General features: G+C 57.8%; 17 protein-coding genes. 10 read left to right on the forward strand and 7 right to left on the reverse strand.

Annotation, left to right across the window (positions count from 1 at the left end; translation table 11 throughout):
• Nucleotides 1–744: 744 nt before the first annotated feature.
• Entirely contained in the window at nt 745–1053 is a 309-nt protein-coding gene (locus VEB01_RS18120; RefSeq protein WP_324877893.1) for a hypothetical protein, read from the forward strand.
• A 325-nt stretch (nt 1054–1378) separates the two neighbouring features.
• Nucleotides 1379–2155, forward strand: coding sequence for a hypothetical protein (locus VEB01_RS18125; RefSeq protein ID WP_324877895.1), 777 nt, complete (start codon nt 1379–1381; stop codon nt 2153–2155).
• Nucleotides 2156–2403: 248 nt separating this feature from the next.
• Here VEB01_RS18125 and VEB01_RS18130 read toward each other — a convergent pair whose 3' ends face one another.
• Together VEB01_RS18130 and VEB01_RS18135 are read right to left on the reverse strand one after the other, a co-directional pair.
• The gene (locus VEB01_RS18130) at nt 2404–3141 is read right to left on the reverse strand and encodes an ABC transporter ATP-binding protein (protein WP_324877897.1); all 738 of its coding nucleotides are present in this window, start codon (nt 3139–3141) and stop codon (nt 2404–2406) included.
• Nucleotides 3138–3881 (reverse strand): ABC transporter permease, encoded by a 744-nt coding sequence (locus VEB01_RS18135; RefSeq protein ID WP_324877899.1) that lies wholly within the window; start codon nt 3879–3881, stop codon nt 3138–3140. The genes VEB01_RS18130 and VEB01_RS18135 overlap by 4 nt, the downstream gene beginning before the upstream one ends.
• A 140-nt stretch (nt 3882–4021) precedes the next feature.
• Between VEB01_RS18135 and VEB01_RS18140 the strand changes: the two genes are divergently transcribed.
• The 6 genes from VEB01_RS18140 (at nt 4022) to cysZ (ending at nt 10879) form a co-directional block, all read left to right on the forward strand.
• Complete coding sequence (locus VEB01_RS18140; protein WP_324877900.1) at nt 4022–5590, forward strand: thymidine phosphorylase family protein; 1569 nt, start codon at nt 4022–4024, stop codon at nt 5588–5590.
• Between the two features lie 2 nt (nt 5591–5592).
• Complete coding sequence (locus VEB01_RS18145; protein WP_324877902.1) at nt 5593–6486, forward strand: ribose-phosphate diphosphokinase; 894 nt, start codon at nt 5593–5595, stop codon at nt 6484–6486.
• 6 nt (nt 6487–6492) lie between these two features.
• Entirely contained in the window at nt 6493–8016 is a 1524-nt protein-coding gene (locus VEB01_RS18150) for a sensor histidine kinase (RefSeq protein WP_324877904.1), read from the forward strand.
• Nucleotides 8017–8023: 7 nt separating this feature from the next.
• Complete coding sequence (locus VEB01_RS18155; RefSeq protein ID WP_324877906.1) at nt 8024–8596, forward strand: hypothetical protein; 573 nt, start codon at nt 8024–8026, stop codon at nt 8594–8596.
• 4 nt (nt 8597–8600) lie between these two features.
• A complete protein-coding gene (locus VEB01_RS18160) occupies nt 8601–9965 on the forward strand; it encodes a sigma 54-interacting transcriptional regulator (protein ID WP_324877908.1) in 1365 nt (454 codons plus the stop codon).
• 155 nt (nt 9966–10120) lie between these two features.
• Nucleotides 10121–10879 carry a sulfate transporter CysZ gene (cysZ, locus tag VEB01_RS18165; RefSeq protein ID WP_324877910.1) on the forward strand — a complete coding sequence of 253 codons (759 nt, stop codon included), beginning with the start codon at nt 10121–10123 and terminating at the stop codon, nt 10877–10879.
• Here cysZ and mtaB read toward each other — a convergent pair.
• From mtaB to VEB01_RS18180, 3 genes are read right to left on the reverse strand one after another with little or no spacing between them, the layout of a single operon-like run.
• Nucleotides 10849–12141: a tRNA (N(6)-L-threonylcarbamoyladenosine(37)-C(2))-methylthiotransferase MtaB gene (gene mtaB / locus VEB01_RS18170; RefSeq protein ID WP_324877912.1), complete on the reverse strand. Its 1293-nt coding sequence runs from the start codon at nt 12139–12141 to the stop codon at nt 10849–10851. The genes cysZ and mtaB overlap by 31 nt on opposite strands.
• 9 nt (nt 12142–12150) lie before the next feature.
• A complete protein-coding gene (locus tag VEB01_RS18175; RefSeq protein WP_324877914.1) occupies nt 12151–13383 on the reverse strand; it encodes a nucleoside recognition domain-containing protein in 1233 nt (410 codons plus the stop codon).
• Nucleotides 13384–13405: 22 nt separating this feature from the next.
• Nucleotides 13406–15739 carry a DNA translocase FtsK gene (locus tag VEB01_RS18180; protein WP_324877916.1) on the reverse strand — a complete coding sequence of 778 codons (2334 nt, stop codon included), beginning with the start codon at nt 15737–15739 and terminating at the stop codon, nt 13406–13408.
• Nucleotides 15740–15884: 145 nt separating this feature from the next.
• On the opposite strand from VEB01_RS18180, the gene trxB reads away from it, so the two are divergent.
• Nucleotides 15885–16844 (forward strand): thioredoxin-disulfide reductase, encoded by a 960-nt coding sequence (gene trxB / locus VEB01_RS18185; RefSeq protein ID WP_324877918.1) that lies wholly within the window; start codon nt 15885–15887, stop codon nt 16842–16844.
• A gap of 104 nt (nt 16845–16948) precedes the next feature.
• Nucleotides 16949–17119, forward strand: a complete 171-nt coding sequence (locus VEB01_RS18190; RefSeq protein ID WP_077729473.1) for a rubredoxin — start codon at nt 16949–16951, stop codon at nt 17117–17119.
• Between the two features lie 335 nt (nt 17120–17454).
• On the opposite strand, the gene VEB01_RS18195 is transcribed toward VEB01_RS18190, so the two are convergent.
• Both VEB01_RS18195 and VEB01_RS18200 read right to left on the reverse strand, forming a co-directional pair.
• Entirely contained in the window at nt 17455–19134 is a 1680-nt protein-coding gene (locus VEB01_RS18195; RefSeq protein ID WP_324877919.1) for a GTPase, read from the reverse strand.
• A gap of 3 nt (nt 19135–19137) precedes the next feature.
• Nucleotides 19138–20970: a GTPase gene (locus VEB01_RS18200; protein WP_324877921.1), complete on the reverse strand. Its 1833-nt coding sequence runs from the start codon at nt 20968–20970 to the stop codon at nt 19138–19140.
• Nucleotides 20971–21035 lie beyond the last annotated feature (65 nt).

A 21035-nucleotide genomic window follows, 5' to 3' on the forward strand; every position in this document is an offset into this window, starting at 1 on the left:
GGCTTTTTATGCCTGGCTGATGTCCGCGCTCAGAGAATCCATAAGGATATCACTACCATTGATCGGCCCGGTTATGGGAGAAAGCTCAACCTAACCAGCTTACAATTTCAAAGAAAAATCGAATTCTTCAAGACCGACTAAAAAAGAAAACCGTTATTGTTTCGGTAACTATAAAACGATTCTCGGCAAATGCCGTTCGGTGCACACCTTTGATATAAGTGTAAAAAATCAGAAACATATTCAAAACATGATTCTGATTTAAAACAAGAAGCCAGCAGCAAAGGTGAATAACCCTAGAAGGATTTGGTGTATTGCCCAGCGGTAAACTTGGTGCGCTCGATGTTGACTGCGAAGTGACCGAAACCGAAAGGGAATTCGAGGTATGGGCCAAACGGGTGTATCAATACTGCGCGGCGGACCAGGACCACTACGCCGTTCCGGTCGCCCGCAACCCCTGTTGCCGATCTGTGAACTGGAGCCCGTTTACGACGTTCAGGCGCCCGTTCGGGAGATGAAACGGCGCATTGAGCGCCTACACTGAGCTTTCGAGCGGCAAAGTCCGGCTTACACCAAGCGAATTAGATCCCAGACCATATCTGCCTGTCCCTGGCGATCCTAATCCACGTTGGTCCCGGCCCCCTTGTCCAAATTCTTTTGTAAAGAGTGTCCAACGTTCCATAAGAGCCCTTGTCAAAGATTTGTTGGGCCCAAAAAAGTAGTCCATCACTTTAGAGGAAAGGTGTCATGAACACCATTACAGTAAAAACACAGGGTGCTAGCTTATGCGGTCACTGGTACTCCGCGGGCACTTACACGCCCCCTATACAGGCCGACTTTGAACAACCAGCTCATTACTGGCTTGAGCCCACAGCCGATCATCATGGTGCCAGATGGCTTGAACAGGGCATCCGGCTCGGTGCCTGCAATACTCAAGAGCAGTTGGATAGCGCGATTGACGCAGCGATACGCGAGCATGGAGAGATGACGGATTCCATTTGGCTGCTCGGCGCAACCACTGAAATCAGCATCGTCGTGGAGAAGTTTGACCGATGAGCCTAAGCCCACGGCAAGAGACCCCGCTTCGGCGGGGTTTCTTTTGCCTATACGTCAGCTCCGAATCGATCGACGAATTTCGTCGGGCATTCGATCACACTTCGGCCCGTAAGGGCGTAATACGCGGATATGCTCGCGTTCTACGCGGGCTGCCTGCCAGGGCTGATATATTTGGCATCTCTTCATATGCTTTTCTACGCTACGCAAATCAATACTACTTGCTTCAACATCTGGGTAGTAAATGAGACGGTCATCTCCTAAACGGCTATTGAACGGTTGCTTTCGATTCGTAATCTAATTTTTAAGCTTACATCGGAGGTTAAGGATGACCATCCCCGCATATCTTCCATACTATGTCATAACCGGAAGTTTCGGCATCATTGCCGCGATTCTGCTTGGATTACGCGATTCCCTAATCAAGGCCGATTGGTCTACACACGAGCGCGATCGGACCATTAGAACTGTGAGTGCCGGTATAATCGGCTGGTTTGTCGTAGCGGTTATGCTCGCATTGTTAGGTGCCTACCATGCCGCCTCTGATCGCATCCCGACGATCCAATATGGCATTTTCGTGCCCATTATTATCGGCGTGTTATTGTTCTACCGGTCACCAACCGTGCGACGACTGATTGGCGTCGTGCCTCAGCATTGGCTTGTAGGCATTCAGGTTTATCGAGCATTGGGAGTGATTTTTTTAATTCTTTATGCCTCAGGTAAGCTCCCGGGGTTGTTCGCGTGGCCGGCAGGTTTAGGCGACATGCTCGTCGGCATTTTCGCACCCTTTGTCGCGCTCGCGTACGCCCGAGGACCGCGCGAAAATAGAGACTGGATTTACGCCTGGAATATCTTCGGGCTTGTTGATCTCGCCGTGGCCGTCGGAATGGGGTTTATGACTTCCCCATCTTCCTTGCAACGTTTCGCTTTTTATCTACCCAACGAACTCATCACTATGTTTCCGTTGGTGCTGATTCCGACTTTCCTCGTTCCGGTTTCAGTAATGCTCTACTTGGCGTCCTTATCCAAGCTTACAGTAGACGATCAAGTGAAACAGGGCGTTGAAAAAACGGGGGGTCACTTGCCAGGCCGATCCTCAAAGTTCTAGCAAAACAGGAATGGGTTTAGTGCGGTAGGCTGGATTGAGGCACGAAACCCAGCGAGTAGCGTGGAGGAAACGAAGTGAAATCGAAGTCTTTCAGCTCCGAATGATGCTCTGATCTCCGCCCGGTCCACGCTGCCCATATATCTCTCAGAACTTACGCATTTTGCTCATTCTCCCTCTGGAAGATGGCTGGGATGAGGAGATCAAAGCGCCGGCAGGCAATCGGCCGGCGGCGCACAATTGATAATCCTCTAAAGCAACACCCGAATAACCGGATAATCCGAGTAAAGCCTCTGCCGAAACGATTCTATCGACGCTTCGGTTCGTTCCGCGCGCGGAATATCCACGGGAATGTCGCCAATCACCGACGCCGGACGTGCCGATAAAAAGATCAACCGGTCCGCCAGTTCGATCGCTTCGCGGAGGTCGTGGGTGACGAATAGCACCGTGTGCGGACGTTCTTGCCATAGCGCTATCACCAATTCGCGGACACGGCGGGCCGTGGGTGGGTCGAGCGACACGAACGGTTCGTCCATGAGCAGCAGGTCGGGATTGACGGCGAAGGCCCGCACTAAGGCCGCGCGGCGGCTCATGCCGAGGGACAGCCGTTCCGGGTACACATCCTGCGCGTTGGCGAGACCGACCACGTCGAAAAGATGGTCGAGATAGGCGGGATCGGCTTCTTTCGGCAGGGCCAGCTCGATATTTTCCCGCACCGTGCGCCAGGGAATAAGCCGCGGGTTTTGAAAGACATAACCGATGTGCGCGTCGCCTGTGCCGGTTCCGATTCGAACGGCGCCTTCGTAATCCCGGTCCAGTCCGGCTGCTATATTGAGCAGCGTGGTCTTGCCGCAACCCGACGGGCCGACGATGCAGGCGAATTCGCCGGCTCCGAGCGTGATCGATAAATCTTGGAGGATCGCGGGCGCGCCCGCTTCTCCCTTGGGCCCGTAGGCTTTTCTGGCAATCTCGATCTGAATCGCGGTCATCGGCGCCACCGTTTGGCGTGGCGATCGAGCGGTTTGAGGATGCCGATCTCGATAAATTGAATGACGATGACGAAGGCGATGGTGTAGGCGAGGATGGCGGAGACGTTGAACATTTGGAAGAACAGGTGCAATTGAAAACCCATGCCGTTGCTGCGTCCGAGAAGCTCCACGACCAGGATGATCTTCCAAATCAGCGCGAGTCCGGTACGCGAGGCGGCGATGAAGAACGGATAGAGCTGCGGCCAGATGACGTGGCGCAAAGTCTTGTACCGGCCGAACCGATACGCTTCGGCCATTTCCAAAAGGTCCCGGTCCAGCGTTCGCGTGCCTTCCCGCAAGGTCACGATGACATTGGGCAGCTTGTTGATCACCACGGCGGCGATGGCGGCGCTTTCCACCAGACCGAACCAGACATAACACAGGATAATGGTCACGAGGGCCGGGATGTTCAGAAAGAACACGAGCCAACTGTCGAAAAAGCGGTCCAGCTTTTCGTGCCGGCCCAGAAGAATGCCTAGGGCAGTACCCATGCTCATGGCCAGGCCGAAGCTGACGGCCAGCCGCGCCAGCGTTACGCCGAGATGATACGGCAGCTCTCCGGAGCGGACTTCGGACAGGAATACCGTGGATACGTCGAGGGGAGACGGCAACAACGGCGATCCGGAGACGATTGCTGCGGCTTGCCAAAAAGCGAGCAAGGCCGCAATCGAGGTTATCGGATAGAAAAAGGCGGCGGGCATGTCGGGAATAAGCGGCAGGTGGACGTGACGGACGACTGAATACGAGTGACGTGCTATTTTAAGGCTTAAGGGCTATTTGTGATAAACAATCCAGCTTCTTCAATAAAAATTAGGTGTTTTTCGAGAATGATTTCGGACCTATGACCGAAACAGCATCCGATCTCCGCGACAATCACATCAGCTACCGGCTTAAGCTACGCCGCATCGCCATCGACACGTATCGGGAGAATGTCGCTTATCTGCATCGGGAGTGTTCGGTTTACCGGGCGGAAGGTTTCCAGGCTCTCGCCAAGATCGAGGTCTTTTGCAACGGCGAGCGGATCGAGGCCGTGCTGAACGTGGTGGATGACGACAAGATCGTCAATCCCGATGAGTTGGGGCTTTCCGAGCAAGCCTTCAGCCAATTGCGCGCGGAAGAGGGGCATGACGTCCGGGTCGCGCAGGCGGAGCCGCCGGGGTCCATGGATGCCGTACGCCGCAAGATCGGCGGCGAACGCCTGAGCTACGACGACTATATTTCCATCACGCGCGATATCGCGAGAAGCCGCTACTCGAAAATGGAGATGGCGGCTTTTCTGGTGGCGACCGGCCAAAACGGCCTGGATCGGGATGAAGTGCTGCTCTTAACCAAGGCGATGCTCGAAACCGGGAGCCGCATCAACTGGAACGAACCCTTGGTGGCGGACAAGCATTGCATCGGCGGCATTCCCGGCAACCGGACATCCATGCTGGTCGTGCCCATCGTGGCGGCGCACGGCACCTTGATTCCGAAGACATCGAGCCGTGCCATCACATCGCCCGCCGGTACGGCGGACACGATGGAGGTTCTGGCGCGTATCGATCTTTTGCCGGAAAGCCTGGACAAGCTGGTCCGCGTCGAGCGTGGCTGTCTGGTATGGGGCGGAACGACGCGCCTGGCGCCTGTGGACGACATGCTGATCTCGGTGGAGCGCCCTCTGGGAATCGATTCGCAGGGCCAGATGGTCGCTTCGATTCTGTCCAAGAAGCTCGCGGCGGGCGCGACGCATCTGCTGCTGGATATCCCGGTGGGGCCGACCGCCAAAGTCCGGCACATGCGCGACGCGATGCAGTTGCGCAAGCTTTTCGAGTACGTCGGCGACCGCTTGGGACTTTATTTGGAGGTCGTGATCACAGACGGCCGGCAGCCCGTTGGTCGCGGCATCGGGCCGGTTTTGGAGGTGCGCGACGTGATGCAGGTGCTGGAGAACGACCCGCGTGCTCCGGCCGATTTGCGGGAAAAGGCTCTTAGGCTGGCCGGACGCATCATCGAGTTCGACCCGGATGTGCGCGGCGGCCGGGGCTATGCCATCGCCCGAGAAATTTTAGAGTCGGGCCGGGCCTTGGAAAAGATGAACCGCATTATTCAGGCACAAGGTATGCAAGAGCGAAAATTCGAACTGGGCAAGCTGACTTACGAGGTATGTGCCGAACGCTCGGGCGCAGTGGCCAATATCGACAATTTTTTTCTCGCCCATGCCGCACGCTTGGCCGGAGCGCCGATATCGAAGGGCGCCGGCGTCGATTTGTTAAAGAAGCTGGGGGATAAGGTGGAAAAAGGCGAAGTGCTTTACCGCATTCACGCGGAATTTCCGTCGAACTATGATTTTGCCTGCGATTTCGTTCGTCAGCGTACGGGTTATGAATTGGGCGAGTTCGATAAAATACCTAAGATTTACGTGGAATTTTGACCATGATTTTAGGATTTCCCGATTCCCGCCTTCAGGCCATGGCAGTGGCGGAGGCTCTGGATGCCCGGTACGACGAAGTCGGCATGCACCGTTTTCCGGACGGCGAAAGCAAGGTGACCTTGCCGGAGGTAAGCGACGAGCATGTCGTCGTATTTCGCAGTCTCCCAAATCCCAACGACAAATTGGTCGAGCTGCTGCTGGTGACTCGCGCGCTGCGGAACCAACGTGTCAAACGAGTGTCTCTGGTAGCGCCATATTTGTGTTACATGCGCCAGGATAGTGCCTTTCGACCGGGTGAGATCATTAGTCAAAAAATAATCGGGGGATTTCTAGCGGAATTGTTTGAGGACGTCGTGACCGTCGACCCTCATTTGCACCGCATCAGCCGGCTCGAAGAAGCGGTTCCGGCGAGAAATTCGATCGTCGTACCGGCCGCTCCGCTGTTTGCGCGTTATCTCTCGGACCGGTCCGATAAACCGTTGCTAGTGGGGCCGGATGCCGAATCCGAGCAATGGGTAAGCGCCGTTGCGAAGGAGTGTGGGCTTCCCTTCGCTATCGCCGTTAAGCAACGCTTCGGCGACAGGGCGGTCTCCGTGGAGACGCCCGATTTTCAGGTGAGGGGGCGAAGCGTGGTGCTGATTGACGATGTGGCCAGTACCGGCACGACGTTGGTCGAAGCCGTCGCCAAGCTGCGCGCACAGGGGGTTGAGAAAGTCGGCGTGCTGGTGACGCACCCGTTATTTGTCGACGATGCCGTCGATAAGCTGCTGCAGAGCGGCGTTTCGGAGATCGGCAGCAGCGACAGTATTCTCCATGCCACGAACGTCGTGTTCTTGGCCCCCCTTCTGGCAGAGACTTTAAGAAACGCACTCGACTACGGTCGGAATTCCAGCTAACAATTCATGCTGATCTTTTTCAATCTACTCCGGGCGATATCGCTCAGGAAGCTGATCCTTGTCGGTTTTACGGTGGCGATACTGCCCTTGGTGCTTGCCTTGGTATTCGCGGTGACGGCGGTCAAAGAATTGGCGGTTTCCTCCCAAAAGACGGCTTACCGGGTGGCCCAAATCAGCCAGAAAAAGGAAATGCTTCGCGAGAAGCTTACCGATTTCGAGCGCAAGGCCAAGCGGCTCATGGTTTTGGAGGATTCGGCGAGCCGCCTGGCTTTCGAGGCGGTTCACCGGGATTTCGGCGAGGTGATCAGTAATCTTTTGAGTCTGACGGACGACTCCGCGTTGGTCGCTCAGCTCCAGCAATTTTCGGTCGACGAGGGCGCGATCTACCAGCATGTTTCAACGATTTCAAATGAGTCGGCGGCAAGGTCCGAGAAAACCAATAGCCGTCGTTCCGGTGCGACACGCGAGCTGCGGGACGGCATTAGAAAAGTCCGCCTGGAAAAGGCCGATGAGATGTTTTCGGCACTCAATCTGAAGGCACGGAATCTCGCCCGTGGTTTTTCGGAGATTGTGGACTTCGAAGTCGACAACTTGGAGAGCAGGTCCGATGCGGTTCAGCGCCGCATGTTACAGGAATCGTCGGTTCTGCTGCCCGTCTCGGTGGTCTTGATTTCGTTTGTAACGTTTTTCATCATCCGGTCGGTGCGGCAGATGGACCGCGCGATACGCAAACTCGGAGCCGGCGACCTCATTCGGCCGATCGAGGTGACCGGACCGAAGGATTTGGAATATCTGGGCGAACGGCTGGATTGGCTGCGCAGCCGGCTCCGGGCTCTCGAGGAGGGCAAGCAGCAATTCATCCGTCATGTGTCTCACGAAATCAAGACTCCCTTGGCAACCATCCATGAAGGCACCGAGCTATTGGCGGATGAAGTGGTCGGGGAACTTAACACCGAACAGAGTGAGATCGCCCAGATCGTGGTCAGCAATACCCAGAAGCTGGATACGCTGATTGCCGAATTGATCAATTACAGCCAAGTCAATACCCGCCCCGGCGCGTTGCTTCGGGAAACAGTCAATATGGGGAAGCTCGTATCAGAACTGATCGAGGATTACCAGATTCGGTTGCGCACCAAGTCCATCGAGTTGACCGATCAATTGCGGTCGGTTGAAATCGACGGAAATCCGGACCAGTTACGTACCGTTGTTGATAATCTGCTGTCAAATGCAGTTAAATACTCGCCTATCGGCGGCGAGATTCGCGTGACGCTTCGTCACAATGGCGGCCACATGGAGTTGGAGGTCGAAGATGACGGCCCGGGTATAGAACCTGACGAGCGCAAGCACGTTTTCGAGCCGTTTTTTCAGGGAAAGGCCGCCCGCAAGGACGGTGTCGCGGGCACGGGCATGGGTTTGGCCATTGTCGGTGAATGCGTTTCCGGTCATCATGGCAAGGTTGAAGCCTTGGAGCCCCGCTCGGATAAAAAAGGCGCCCGCATTCGGGTGCAAATACCTTTACGGCTAGATTAAGCAATAGATGAAATTCCCCACCCGCGCTACAGCTCTGATTGTGCTGTTTGCTATCACGGGTTGCGCAGGATTCAGGAGCAAGGAGCATGCTGACGCCGCACCCCATAAGCCCGAACAGAAATATGCCAGCTATGCGTTCGAGGATCTCCTCCATTTTGCCGGCTACGTTGCCCGCTTGTCCCCGGCCGATCGGTTTTCCGAATGCCAGCAGCTGTTGCAGCGCTATCAAGCGGATCGAAGCTTGGGCGTACGTCTGCATCTTTTCTTTGCGCAGGCGGCTACGGAGGTGTGCGGCGACATCCGCAGTACCGCCGGAATCGTGGACGCCTCTTTGGCCGAACTGCAGGACGAGCGTCTTAAGGCGTTGTTGATTTATCAGAAGGAAATTCTGAGCCGTCTCGACAACGAGATCGAGAAGCGCAAAAACTCGGAGCGCCAGGCGTCTCACACCGTATCGAAAGAAAAGAAAGTGCACCGGCAGCTGAAAACCCAAGAGAGCGAGCTGAAAGACCTTCAAGAGAAGCTGGATGCGCTCAAGGCCATCGAGCAGAGTCTAGACGAACCAGGTGTCGGACAATAATCCTATGAATACCGCACGTAAACGTGTCCTATTGGTGGACGATGATCCGGATCTGTTGCGCCTGGTGGCCCTGCGCCTCACCGCGGCTGGATTCGAGCTGGAAACCGTGAATAGCGGACCGGCAGCCATTTCGCGGGTATCCGTGTTCCGCCCCCATGTGGTGGTGACGGACTTGCGCATGGAGGGCATGGATGGCCTGGCGCTGTTCGACGTCCTCCATGAGCAATATCCGACACTGCCCTTCATCATCATGACAGCCCACGGCACGATCAGCGATGCCGTGAGTGCGACCAAGCGGGGCGTCTTCGGCTTCGTGTCCAAGCCTGTGGACAAGAACGAACTGGTCAAGCTGGTCAACGAAGCCATGCGGATCGGGCTCACCAGCGGTGTCACCGTCGACCAGGAGGCCTGGCGGCAACACATCATCACCCAGAGCCCTCTCGTGGAAGAACTGCTGAGCCAAGCCAATCGTGTCGCGCAGAGCAAGGCGAGCGTATTTATCGGCGGGGAGAGCGGTACCGGCAAAGAGTTGCTCGCGCGCGCCATTCACGAGGCCAGCACGCGGGCGGATGGGCCATTTGTGGCCGTCAATTGCAGTGCGATTCCGGAGAATCTTTTCGAATCCGAACTTTTCGGCCATCGCAAAGGCGCATTTACCGGCGCCACCCGCGATCACAAAGGGCTCTTCCGGGCCGCGGACGGCGGTACCTTGTTTCTGGATGAAATCGGCGATATGCCCAAGTCGTTCCAGGCCAAGCTGCTACGCGCGCTTCAGGAAATGAAGGTGCGCCCGGTGGGCGCCACCGATGACGAACCGGTGGACGTGCGAATCATTTCCGCGACCCATGCGGATTTGGACAAGGCCATGGCGGAAGGGAATTTTCGCGAGGACCTTTATTACCGGCTCAACGTCGTCACCTTGATGTTGCCGCCTTTATCCAAGCGCCCCGAGGATATTCCTTTGTTGGCGATGCATTTCCTGCGGGATCTTGCGGAAACGTACGGCAATCGGGTCAAAGGTTTTTCGCCGGAGTCCATGGAGTGCTTCGTGAATTTCGAATGGCCCGGAAACGTGCGGCAACTCCGTAATGTCGTGGAGCAATGCGTGGCGCTATCCTCGACGCCGCTGATTCCCGTGACGCTGGTGCAGCGGGCGTTAAGGGACGAACCGTCGTCGTTCCTGTCCTTGCAGGAGGCCCGGGAGCAGTTCGAGCGAAACTATCTAATCCGGCTGCTGCAGATGACCAACGGCAATGTGACGCAGGCCGCCAAGCTGGCCAAGCGTAACCGGACCGAGTTCTACCGTTTGCTCAGCCGGTACGGCATGAACCCCTCGTTGTTCAAGACCTGTTCCGATGCTGCGCCGTAGCATTCCGCAAATTCCGGAATTCGGTATCAGAACTTACGCAAAAGGAGCTTTAGCCCTTCCTCCGTAGGCCGGGCTCAGGATAGGCTTATTCCGGCCTACATACCTACATACCTACATACTGTTCTTTATCCGGATCTGACCGAATCAGTTGCCTAGTGAACACTGAAAAACTCAACAACCTGCATTTTTCCGCCGCCTGCCTCTTACGCGGACTTCGCTTGCTCGCGAGGCCTGGGCTGCGCCATCTCGTATGGATTCCTCTCCTGATCAACCTGGTGCTCTACGGAATAGCCCTGGCGGGCGGGATTCATTATTTCTCGGTATTCATGAACTGGCTGGTACCCGCCTGGCTGGACTTCCTGCGTTGGCTGCTTTGGCCCATTTTCGGCCTGAGTTTTCTGCTCATCATGTACTTTACCTTCACGGTGCTCGCCAATTTGATCGGAGCGCCTTTTTACGGACGCTTGGCGGAAAGTACGATCGTTTTGATGAAAGGCCGGCCGGAGCCGGTATCGGAAGGGTCTTTCAGTAAAGCGTTGATAAGCGGTTCGCTGTCCGAGGCAAAGCGGCTGATGTATTTCCTGGCCCGCGCCATCCCGCTGCTCATTCTATTTCTGATTCCGGGCCTCAACCTCATCGCGCCTTTGCTCTGGCTAGCGTTCAGCGCGTGGTTCCTGGCCCTGGAATATATGGCTTATCCCTTGGAAGCCCAAGGTTTCGAGTTTGACGAGCAGCGCCGAATCGCGAAGAGGCTTCCGTTCGGCGTGGTAGGCTTCGGCGGATTGGTCACGCTGGGGCTCACCGTGCCGGTGCTGAACGTGCTGATACCTCCGGCGGCCGTGATCGGCGCCACGCTTTATTTTCTGGAAGGACAATCCGGGAATCAGCCGGATATCGGTTTGGCCAAAAGATAATCGCCCGAATCGGCGATCACCGTCAGCCGAGCGGCGGTTATCCGGTTCGCCAGGGATCGCTCGGGTTCCGCTCGGGCAGCCACGCGCAGATAATTCGGCGTGTACCCGAAAACGTCAAAGCTGTTATCCGGCGCTGTTCTCTCCGTTTCCCAAAGCACCGGAAATTCGCGGCCCAAAAACTGTTCGAGGCCCGCCCGCTTCTGTCTTTCCGAGACCTCGTGCAGCGCACGGCTGCGGGCCTTCTTGATTTCGGCGGGGACATGGCCGGGCATCTCTGCGGCCTTGGTGCCGGATCGGGGCGAATAGGCGAAGATGTGGATGTGGCCGAATCCCATCCCTTCGATAAACGCTAAGCTCTCACGCCACTCCGCTTCGGTTTCGCCGGGAAATCCGACGATCACGTCGGTGGTGATATTGATATCCGGTACGTCTTTCCGCAATTGTTCCACCAGCCGGGCGAAATCGGCCGTCTTGCAGCGCCGCGCCATGCGTCTCAGCACCGAATCGGAGCCGCTTTGCAGCGGCAGATGCAGGTGCGGCATGAACCTCGGATTCTCGAAAAGCTCGCTAAAGGAATCCGGCAGATCCCAGGGCTCCAGGGAGCCCAGGCGCAGGCGCGGGATATCGGTGCGTTCGAGTATGGCGCGAATCAGCCGATCGAGACCGTAGCCGAGGTCGCTACCGTACCCGCCCAGATGAACGCCGGTGAGCACTGCTTCTTGAATGCCCTGGCCATGCAGGTCGTTGATCTCGCCGACGATGTCCTCGATGTTCCGGCTCCGCTCTTCGCCCCGCGCTACGGTGACGATACAAAACGTGCAGCGGTAACGGCACCCATCCTGAACCTTGATGAATGCACGTTGCCGGCCGAGCCGGAATATTGCCGACTCGCTGGGTTCGGTCGAAAAGGCCGGCATGATCGGCAGATCGAGTTCGTCCTTGGCGATATCGATCAAGTTTCCCTTGTCCTGATTGGCGACGACCAGATCGACGCCCAACCCCTCCGCTTCCTCACGGTTCAGCGTGGCGTAGCATCCGCTCAGCACGAGCTTAGCCCGGGGGTTTTCCCTTGCCGTCCGGCGTATCAGATGCCGCGACTTTCGCACGGCGTCCTGCGTAACCGCACAGGAATTGAGCACTACGAGATCGGCCTCCTCGGAGTCATCGACGATGCGATGGCCCTCCCGTTGGAGTTGCCGCGCCCAGGTTTCGAGTTCCGCCTCGTTGAGGCGGCAGCCTAAGGCTTTCAAGTTGACGCGCATGATGTTCCGCTAACCGTAGAATCGATAGGTAATGACAATGGCCGCAAGCACTCCGGCCAGATCCGCCAGAAGCCCGCAGCCTACTGCATATCTCACGTTTTTGACACCGACCGCTCCGAAATAGACCGCAAGAACGTAAAAAGTTGTCTCGGTGCTGCCCTGAATGATGGTGGCGAGGCGCGCCGGAAAAGAATCGACGCCATAGGTGCGCATGCTATCCAACATCATCGCGCGGGCGCCGCTGCCGCTGAACGGCTTGATCAATGCCGTGGGCAAGGCATCGACGAAGCGCGCATCGACCTGGATTAAATAGCAAAGGGACCGCATCCCCGACATGATGGCTTCGAGCAGTCCGCTCGCGCGCAGTACTCCGATGGCGACGAGCATCGCCACAAGATAGGGCAGGATGGTGATCGCCGTGTGAAACCCCTCCTTCGCGCCTTCGATGAAAGCTTCGTAAGCATTGACCCGTCGGTAAATGGCGCCGGCCAAGAACAGTGCGATCAAGGAGAACAGCAGCAGGTTGCTGAAAGCCGCGGAGTTTCGCTGCATATCGTCCTGATTCATGCCGCCGAAATAAAATGTCAGTCCCGCAACGGCCAGCATGAATCCGGCTAAATAGATCAAGATGACCGGATCGCGAAGATCGATGCGTTGCCGGAGAGCGACGCTCGCGAATCCGGCGAAAGTGGAGCAAAACGTCGCCATCACGATGGGAATGAAGACGTCCGCCGGATGAGCCGCGCCCATCTGTGCCCGAAATACCAGAATCGACACGGGGAACAAAGTGATGGACGAAGCATTGATGACGAAGAACAGGATCTGGGCGTTGGTGGCGGTATCCGGCTGCCGGTTCAGGCTTTGCAGCTCCTGCATGGCCTTGATGCCGAGCGGCGTGGCGGCGTTATCGAGGCCCAGCAGGTTCGCCGAGAGATTCATCACCATGGCGCCCATGGCCGGATGATCCGGCGGAACCTGCGGCATCAGGCGCCGGAGTAAAGGCGTCAGCCCTCGGGTGAGCAACCGGAGAAAGCCGCCGCGCTCGCCGACCCGGAGAATCCCCAGCCAAAAGGCCAAGGCTCCGGTCAGTCCCAGGGAAATCTCGAAAGCCGCTTTGGCGCTGTCGAACACCGCCTGCATGAGGCGGGCGAATATCTCCGCATCGCCCAACCACATCCACTGTACCAGCCCGGACAGAAAGGCCGTCAGGAAAAAGCCGACCCAAAGATAATTGAGCAACAAGTCAAGAGGCTCGGGCCGGACCTTAAAGTTCGGGCGGCGGCGGAGCCAATACCTCGCGGCTTCCGTTCGTTTCGGCGGCGCCGACAATGCCGGCTTTCTCCATGTCCTCGATCATCCGCGCCGCGCGGTTATAGCCCACCTTGAATCGCCGCTGTACGCTGGAAATCGACGCCTTGCGGGACTCGGTGACGAAGCGCACGGCCTCGTCGTACAGCGCGTCCAGCTCTTCCCCGTCGCCGCCGGGAGACTTGACGCCGGAAAAATCGCCGCCGTCCTCGGAGAACCGGGTGATCTCGTCGATGTAGTTGGCGCGCCCGGTCCGTTTCAGGAACTCGACCACGTTGTGCACTTCCTGATCGGACACGAAAGCGCCGTGCGCGCGCACCGGCAGCCCCGTGCCGGGGGGGAGGTAGAGCATGTCGCCGTTGCCCAGCAAGGCTTCGGCGCCGCCTTGGTCGATGATGGTGCGCGAATCGATCCGCGACGACACCTGGAAGGCGATTCGGGTCGGGATGTTGGCCTTGATCAAGCCGGTGAGAACGTCCACGGACGGCCGCTGGGTAGCCAGAATCAAATGCAGTCCGGCGGCGCGCGCCTTCTGCGCCAGACGGGCGATTAGTTCCTCCACTTTCTTGCCCACGATCATCATCATGTCCGCCAGTTCGTCGATGACGATGACGATGTAGGGCAGCGGCGTTAGAGTAGGGGGCTCCTCGTCCATCAAGGCCTGATCGGCGGACCACATGGGATCGCGGATCGGCTTGCCGGATTCGATGGCCTCGGTAACCTTCTGGTTGAAACCCGCGAGATTCCGGACACCCAGCATGGACATCAGCTTGTAGCGCCGCTCCATTTCCGCCACGCACCAGCGGAGGGCGTTGGCGGCTTCCTTCATGTCGGTTACGACCGGGGTCAAAAGATGGGGAATGCCCTCGTACACCGAGAGTTCCAGCATCTTGGGATCGATCATGATCAGGCGAACCTCGTCCGCGCAGGCCTTGTACAGCATGCTGAGAATCATGACGTTGACGGCGACCGATTTGCCGGAGCCGGTGGTGCCGGCCACCAGAAGGTGAGGCATGCGCGCGAGATTCGCCACCACCGGCTGTCCGCCGATGTCTTTTCCGAGCACCAGGGTCAAGGGCGAGCCGGAGTGCTGGTAATGCTCGGACGATATCACCGAATGGAGCAGTACGGTTTCGCGTTCCTCGTTGGGGATTTCGAGGCCGATCACCGACTTGCCGGGGATGATCTCGACCACCCGGACGCTGGTGACGGACAAGGCCCGCGCCAGGTCCTTCGCCAGTCCGCTGATCCGGCTCACTTTGACGCCGGCGGCCGGCTGGATTTCGAACCGCGTGATAACGGGGCCGGGATGGACGTCCGTGACTTGGACCTCCACGCCGAAATCATCGAGGATCGTCTCGACTTGCCGGGACATCTCCTCCAAGGCGGCGTCGGAGTAGCCCTTGATCTTCGGAGCAATGCTGTTGAGCAGATTGAGAGGCGGCAGCTCTCCCTCGTTGACGAGGGGCAGGGTAATCGGTTTCGCGGCTTTTCGGAATCTGTCCGGTTCTTTGGTTTCTTTGACGTCTTTGATTTCGGCAGGTTGGGCTTTTCGCTTGACCGTCGGCTCGATTCGCTTGGGCTTGGTCCTATCTCTCGGTACGTCTGCCCGGAATTCGCTCGCCTCACTCTGCGTCTCCGGCGCCGGAGTTCCGGCAAGCGCCCGGAAAACGGCGAAAAAGCCGTTGGCGACGGCCAAGCCGCCTTTCCCCACCGTGTCCAGCAAGCCCAGCCAAGAGAGGCTGGTGTAAAGCGAAATGCCCGCCAAAAAAAACGAGACGAGCAATACGGTGGCGCCGGTTGTGCCGAACGCTCCGGTCAATAACCCGGCCGATTCCTGGCCCAGAATGCCGCCGCTGGTTTCCGGGAGGGAAAGCGGGGGGCGGAGCACATGAATATCGGCCAAGGCAGCCCCTGCCGCCATCGCCGCCCCGAAACCGAACCAGCGAAGCAGGTAATTCGCGGCGCTCGACGGTTCTTCCGATGCGGGGCCTTTGTAGATGGAGTAGCCGTAGCCGGACAGCAGAAAAGGAAACAGGAAAGCCGTGATTCCGAGCAGGGAGAGGGAGAAATCCGCGAGCCAAGCCCCGACGGCGCCGCCGCCGTTGGCGATGGCTTTGCCCGTACCGTTATGGGACCAGCCCGGATCGCCCAGGTCGAAGGTCGTGAGGGAGATCAGGAAAAACAGCGAAATTGCCAGGTAAATCAAAAAGGCTGCTTCGCGCAGCCCTCTGACCAGTACCGAGCCCAGATCCTGACCGATCGTGAGCTTTTTGTAAAAATGCGACAAAATTCTCACCAAATCAAATAAATAAATGACCGGGGTATTGTTCAAAATCGGCGTGATTTAATCAAGAGCCGGGCTTTACGCCCCAAAAACTTATCGTCATACTTGGTATTTTTGTTGTTGCGACAACCCATCAACCGAGGAGCACATGACCGAACAAAGACATTGCCGGTTGTTGATCTTGGGATCCGGTCCGGCCGGATATAGCGCCGCCGTCTACGCGGCGCGAGCCAACCTGAAACCCGTTCTCGTCACCGGTATCCAAATGGGGGGACAATTGACCACTACGACCGAGGTGGACAATTGGCCGGGCGATCCCGAGGGGCTTCAGGGGCCCGATCTCATGGACCGCATGCGCCGCCACGCCGAACGCTTCGAGACCGAGATCATCTTCGATCACATTCATACGGCCGATCTGTCGTCCCGTCCGTTCCGCCTGACCGGCGATTCCGGCGTGTACACCTGCGATGCCCTGATTATCGCGACTGGGGCCTCCGCCCGCTACCTGGGTCTGCCATCCGAGGAGGCGTTCAAGGGCAGGGGCGTCTCGGCCTGCGCGACCTGCGACGGATTTTTCTATCGCAACAAGCCCGTGGCGGTCATCGGAGGCGGAAACACGGCAGTGGAGGAAGCCCTTTACCTCGCCAATATCGCGTCTCATGTCAACGTCGTGCATCGGCGCGACAAATTCAGGTCGGAGAAGATTCTTTCCGAAAAGTTGCTGGAACGCGCGCGATCCGGCAATGTCACCATTGAGTGGAATCATGTGGTGGACGAAATCCTGGGTGACGACTCGGGCGTCACTGGTCTTCGCATCAAGAGTATGCAGAATGGCTCGACCAGGGATTTGACGCTGGACGGAGTATTCGTCGCCATCGGCCATACGCCCAATACTGAAATATTCGCCGGCCAGTTGGACATGCGCGACGGTTACATCGTCGTTAAGAGCGGACTTGAAGGCAATGCGACGGTGACCAGCGTGCCGGGCGTTTTTGCCGCGGGCGACGTAGCCGATTCCGTTTACCGACAGGCTGTGACCTCGGCCGGTTCGGGATGCATGGCGGCCCTCGACGCAGAGAAATACCTGGATGGTATCGGAGGCGGCTGACCGCCGTCTCGCTCTAGTCTTGAAAATGCGAGCTGCCGGACATGCCGGTGCCCGGACGATGGCTTAGCCCAAATAAAAATATCAATTAATGGAGCCGTTACCCTATGTCTCAATATCGAAAATTTATTTGTTCCGCCTGCGGTTATGTTTACGACGAGGAACTGGGCGATCCCGATTCCGGCATAGCTCCCGGCACGCGCTGGGAGGACATTCCGGACGACTGGGTATGTCCCGAATGCGGGGTGGACAAAAGTTACTTCGATGCCATGGAGTAAGCTGAGCGAACTCAAACACATTCGTCGGCAAAGGATTGCCGATCTACGATTGCCCAGATGACGGATTGTAGGCCGGGATAAGCCTATCCTGAGCCCTGTCGAAGGGGCGTCAGTCGTTCCCGGTGCTGCCCGAAACGCTTCGCTTATTCGGGCCTACACGCTGATCTCGATTTACGATGGTAGGCCGGGATAAGGCGATAGCCGTTCCCGGCGAACACGGGATGCCGGAAACGCGAAGCCTGTCCTGAGCCCAGTCGAAGGGCTTATTCCGGCCTACATTTTGGGTGTGCGAGGGGCGTCCCACTCCACACCGCTAAACCGCGGTGAAAAACGCGCTAGCTGACAGTTTTCTGGCGCTTGCGGGCGGATGCCGGAAGAACCCGTTCCAGCAGCTTCGAACCCTGAACGGCCGCGGGGACCTGGGTCGGCGATGAAAGTTCGGCAATCCGGCGGCCCTCTTCCATCAGGGCTAGTCGTTTTTGCTCCATCTCCCGGAGCAGTTCTACCACCCGGTCGCCACTCAGATCCAAGGCCAGCGCGATCCCGCCTCGCAGTCCCTTGACGGCGACGCGCTCGGCCGAAGGTTTCAGCTTCCGATAAAGGAAGTAGGGCAGCAGCCAGGACAGGGCGATGAGCAATACGCTGTGTATGGCGAAATCGGTTCCCAGATAGCCCAGGTGATGAAGCGCGCTTTCGTAGTAGCCTTTCACGACTTGGTAGGAGACCCAGCCGATTGCAATCAGCGGCAATAAAACCGTCAGGAAGCCGGAAAGTTTCAGGAAAAAACGCTGCAGCACGTTTCCCGGATTGGCCAATGCCAGCCGTAGCGACCGCTGCCCTTCCGCGAGGACGGCATGGCCTATTCCACCGGCTATCTGATCCAATCGGACCTTGAGCGGCATGACGGCGAGCTCCCGTTCGCCGGCTTCGACGATCAAACGGTCCAGCGCATCCTGATAACGGCTCTGGGCCCAGTCGTCCCACAATACCGATTCCGGCGGTGCTTTTTCGGTTTGAGCGTTCTCGCCGGAGGATTTCGTCAAATCGATGCGCCGGCGCAACAAGCTGGCTTCATGTGTCACGAACGCGCGAGCGACCTCTTGAATAGGCCATTCCAAGCCTTTCGCCAGGTCGTCGCCCGTCTCTTGCCAAATGTGGGACCAATTCGGTTCGAGGCCGGCATAGCCGTTGCGGTCGCCGAGTTTTTCAAGGCAAGTCTGTAAGGCCTCCCGAAGCGCGTCGAAGCGCAAGGTTTCCGCCCGGATCTCCAGTTGATGGATGACGTGGCGGTCGGCCATATCCTGGAGGATGGCTTGCAAGGTCTCAAAATCGTCCGGTTTTCGCTCGTCTTCGATTTCGCGGCTGTCGGTGCGGAGCAAAATGGGGTTTCTAAAACCGGCTTTGGCCAGCAGTTTGGCGAAATCTTCGATTTGAGCGGGATGGCCGTGGTCCCACTGATTCATGACGAACAACCAGGCGTGCTCGCCGCCGTGCGCCTGCAGCAATCGCCAGCCCTTGTCGTCGCGATAGCGTTCGGGGCTGACTACGTAAATCAAAACATCGATATGGGGCAGCCAGTCCAGCACCAGGTCCCGGTTGCTTTGTTCGGTGCTGTCGATGTCCGGCATGTCGATCCAGAGGATCTGCCGGCGCTGGTCGTCGTGGTGATAAGCCGTGCGCACCCGGTCGACGGGGAAGTTTTTCGGAAGGTGCTGGATCTTCACCGAGTCGTGGAGATAGATGGACACTTCCCGCGAAGTCGGCCGTTCGACTCCGGATCGGGCGATGGCTTGGCCCGCAAGCCTGTTCAGCAGCGTGCTCTTGCCGACGCCAGTGCCGCCAAAAAAAGCCGCGACCAAGGGGCGATGCGTGCCGGCTTCGAACAAGGCCGCGGGCGTACGAGTGTCCAAGTCGCTGAGCGCATGGACATCCCGCGACGTCAGCCAGCCTTCGGCAGAGGCTTTTTCCGCCCAGCCCCGTGCGGTCGTCAACAGTTGTTCGAAGGGTATTTGCATAGCTCAGACCAGTTGCGTTTCGGCCGACTCGATGGCCTCGGGGGAAATGTTGAACTGGCGGGAGGCGTCCATTTGCCCCGACAGACCGATCAAATAGGCATGAACGGTCCTGTCGAATAATTTTTCCACGGCTTCGAGCTGCTTCTGCTTAAGGTCGGCCGCGGCTTTGTTCATGTAACGCCCGAGGGCGCTCTCGGCGAGCATGGTCGTCAGTGAGAGCATGGCCGGTGCGATGATGAAATCCTGCACGCCGATGCCGCCCGTATGCAGGGCCACGGCCAGCGCGGCAGCGTCGGTGGTCACGCGGGTGGCTCGCAGGCCGTTCAAGACCGCGGGATGTTCCCGCAGGCGATCGTACAGACTGTGCGCCGTTTTCTCGATCTCCGGTTGAAACGCCTGGGTGTATTGGTCGACAGCCAATGCGTAGCGGTTCGTCAGGACCGGTCTTGTGCTTCTGAGCAGTCCGCCCATCTCTTTCCACCAAGCTTGCCGGGACGGATCGTCGTCGCGCTTCAGGAGAATGGTCTCGCTGATGCGGATGAACAGATGTTCCGCCGCCTGGTGCAGAATCGCAGCCTCGCCGCTGGCGCCCTGCCGCCGCCGGCCGCCGACGGCTTGGCCGAGCCTGACAAGCTGCCGTACCGGCCACGTGACGATCTTGCGCGCCGTCAGGAGCGTGCCCGCCAAGCCGGGAATCTCGAGCAGGGTCAGGAGTTCCGCCAGCGCGCGTTGAAACGTCTCGTAATGGTGGGGATGGTTGAGGTAGTCCCGCTTGTAAAGATTCAGGCTGTCGCGGACCGCCTCATCGACTAAAGTGCGCCATTCGGCCTTTAGGCTGTGCTCGGCTTTGACCGGTGCCAGCCAGTTCTGCCAATGGGCCTTGATGAAATATTTGGCGTTCTTCGCATGTTGCTCGCGACGGACTCCCCGGATCGCCCTGTCTACAGCGCCCAAAAGCTGCGCGCGCTCATCGCGCAAATGCGCGAAATCGTCGACTTGCATATCTTCCAGATAAGGGACGGTAATGACGGGCGGAGGCGGGTCCCGACGGGCATTTCGCCATTTCTCCTGGAGAGATCCGACTAAAGTCCGGTACGACGCTTTCTCGATCTTATTCAGACAAATCACCGTGGGCTGAGACAGCGGCTCCAGCAGACCGATCAGTTCCCAGACGGACAAATCGGCGTACTTGTCCTTGCTCAATACCAGTAAGACCACGTCGGCCAAGGCCGCCACGCGAAGGACGGCTTCCCGGTAATCCTCCGCATCGACGGAATCGAAATCCGGCGTATCCCAGAGCACGGTCCCGGTCAACGAATGCCGCACGTCGGCAGCGGTTTCCGCTAACGCAAAGCAGTCGTAGCGGTCGGCCGGCAAGGTATCCCGAGGACAGCGTTGGTAATGCCGGAAATAGCCGTCGATCCAATCCAAGTGGTCGGACTGGAGATTGATGCAAAAACCCTGGGGATGAACGGTAAAACCGGCGAGCGGGCTGACTTCGGCGAGTTTCCTTTCGAGCAGCCAATTGATGACCGAGCTTTTTCCGGCCTGGGTCGGACCCAGAACGGCAATCTGTAGCGGATGATCCTTCTGTAGTCGATTCAATTCTCCTTTTTCCAGTACGGCTTCGCCGAAGCTTACGGACTGCAAATTTCTCCGCAATTCCAGAAAGCGCGCCTCGTCATCCGGCGGGACGTGTTTCAAAACACTTTCGTAACTCTGCTTCAAGCGGCGGATAAAGGAAAGCATGATAGGGGGCGCTGAAGAGACATCCACGTTGCTGAAAGGCAAATTGTACACGATGGCGTTCCGCGCGCGCTGTTCCTGAAATTTCAAGATTTGACCTTTCCGTTTGCTGGAAGACATGGGCTATGTCTGGAGCTTGTGATTTTGACCGGTGC

Origin of the sequence: Methylocaldum sp., assembly GCF_035627495.1 — a bacterium.
Classification (GTDB): Bacteria; Pseudomonadota; Gammaproteobacteria; order Methylococcales; family Methylococcaceae; genus Methylocaldum.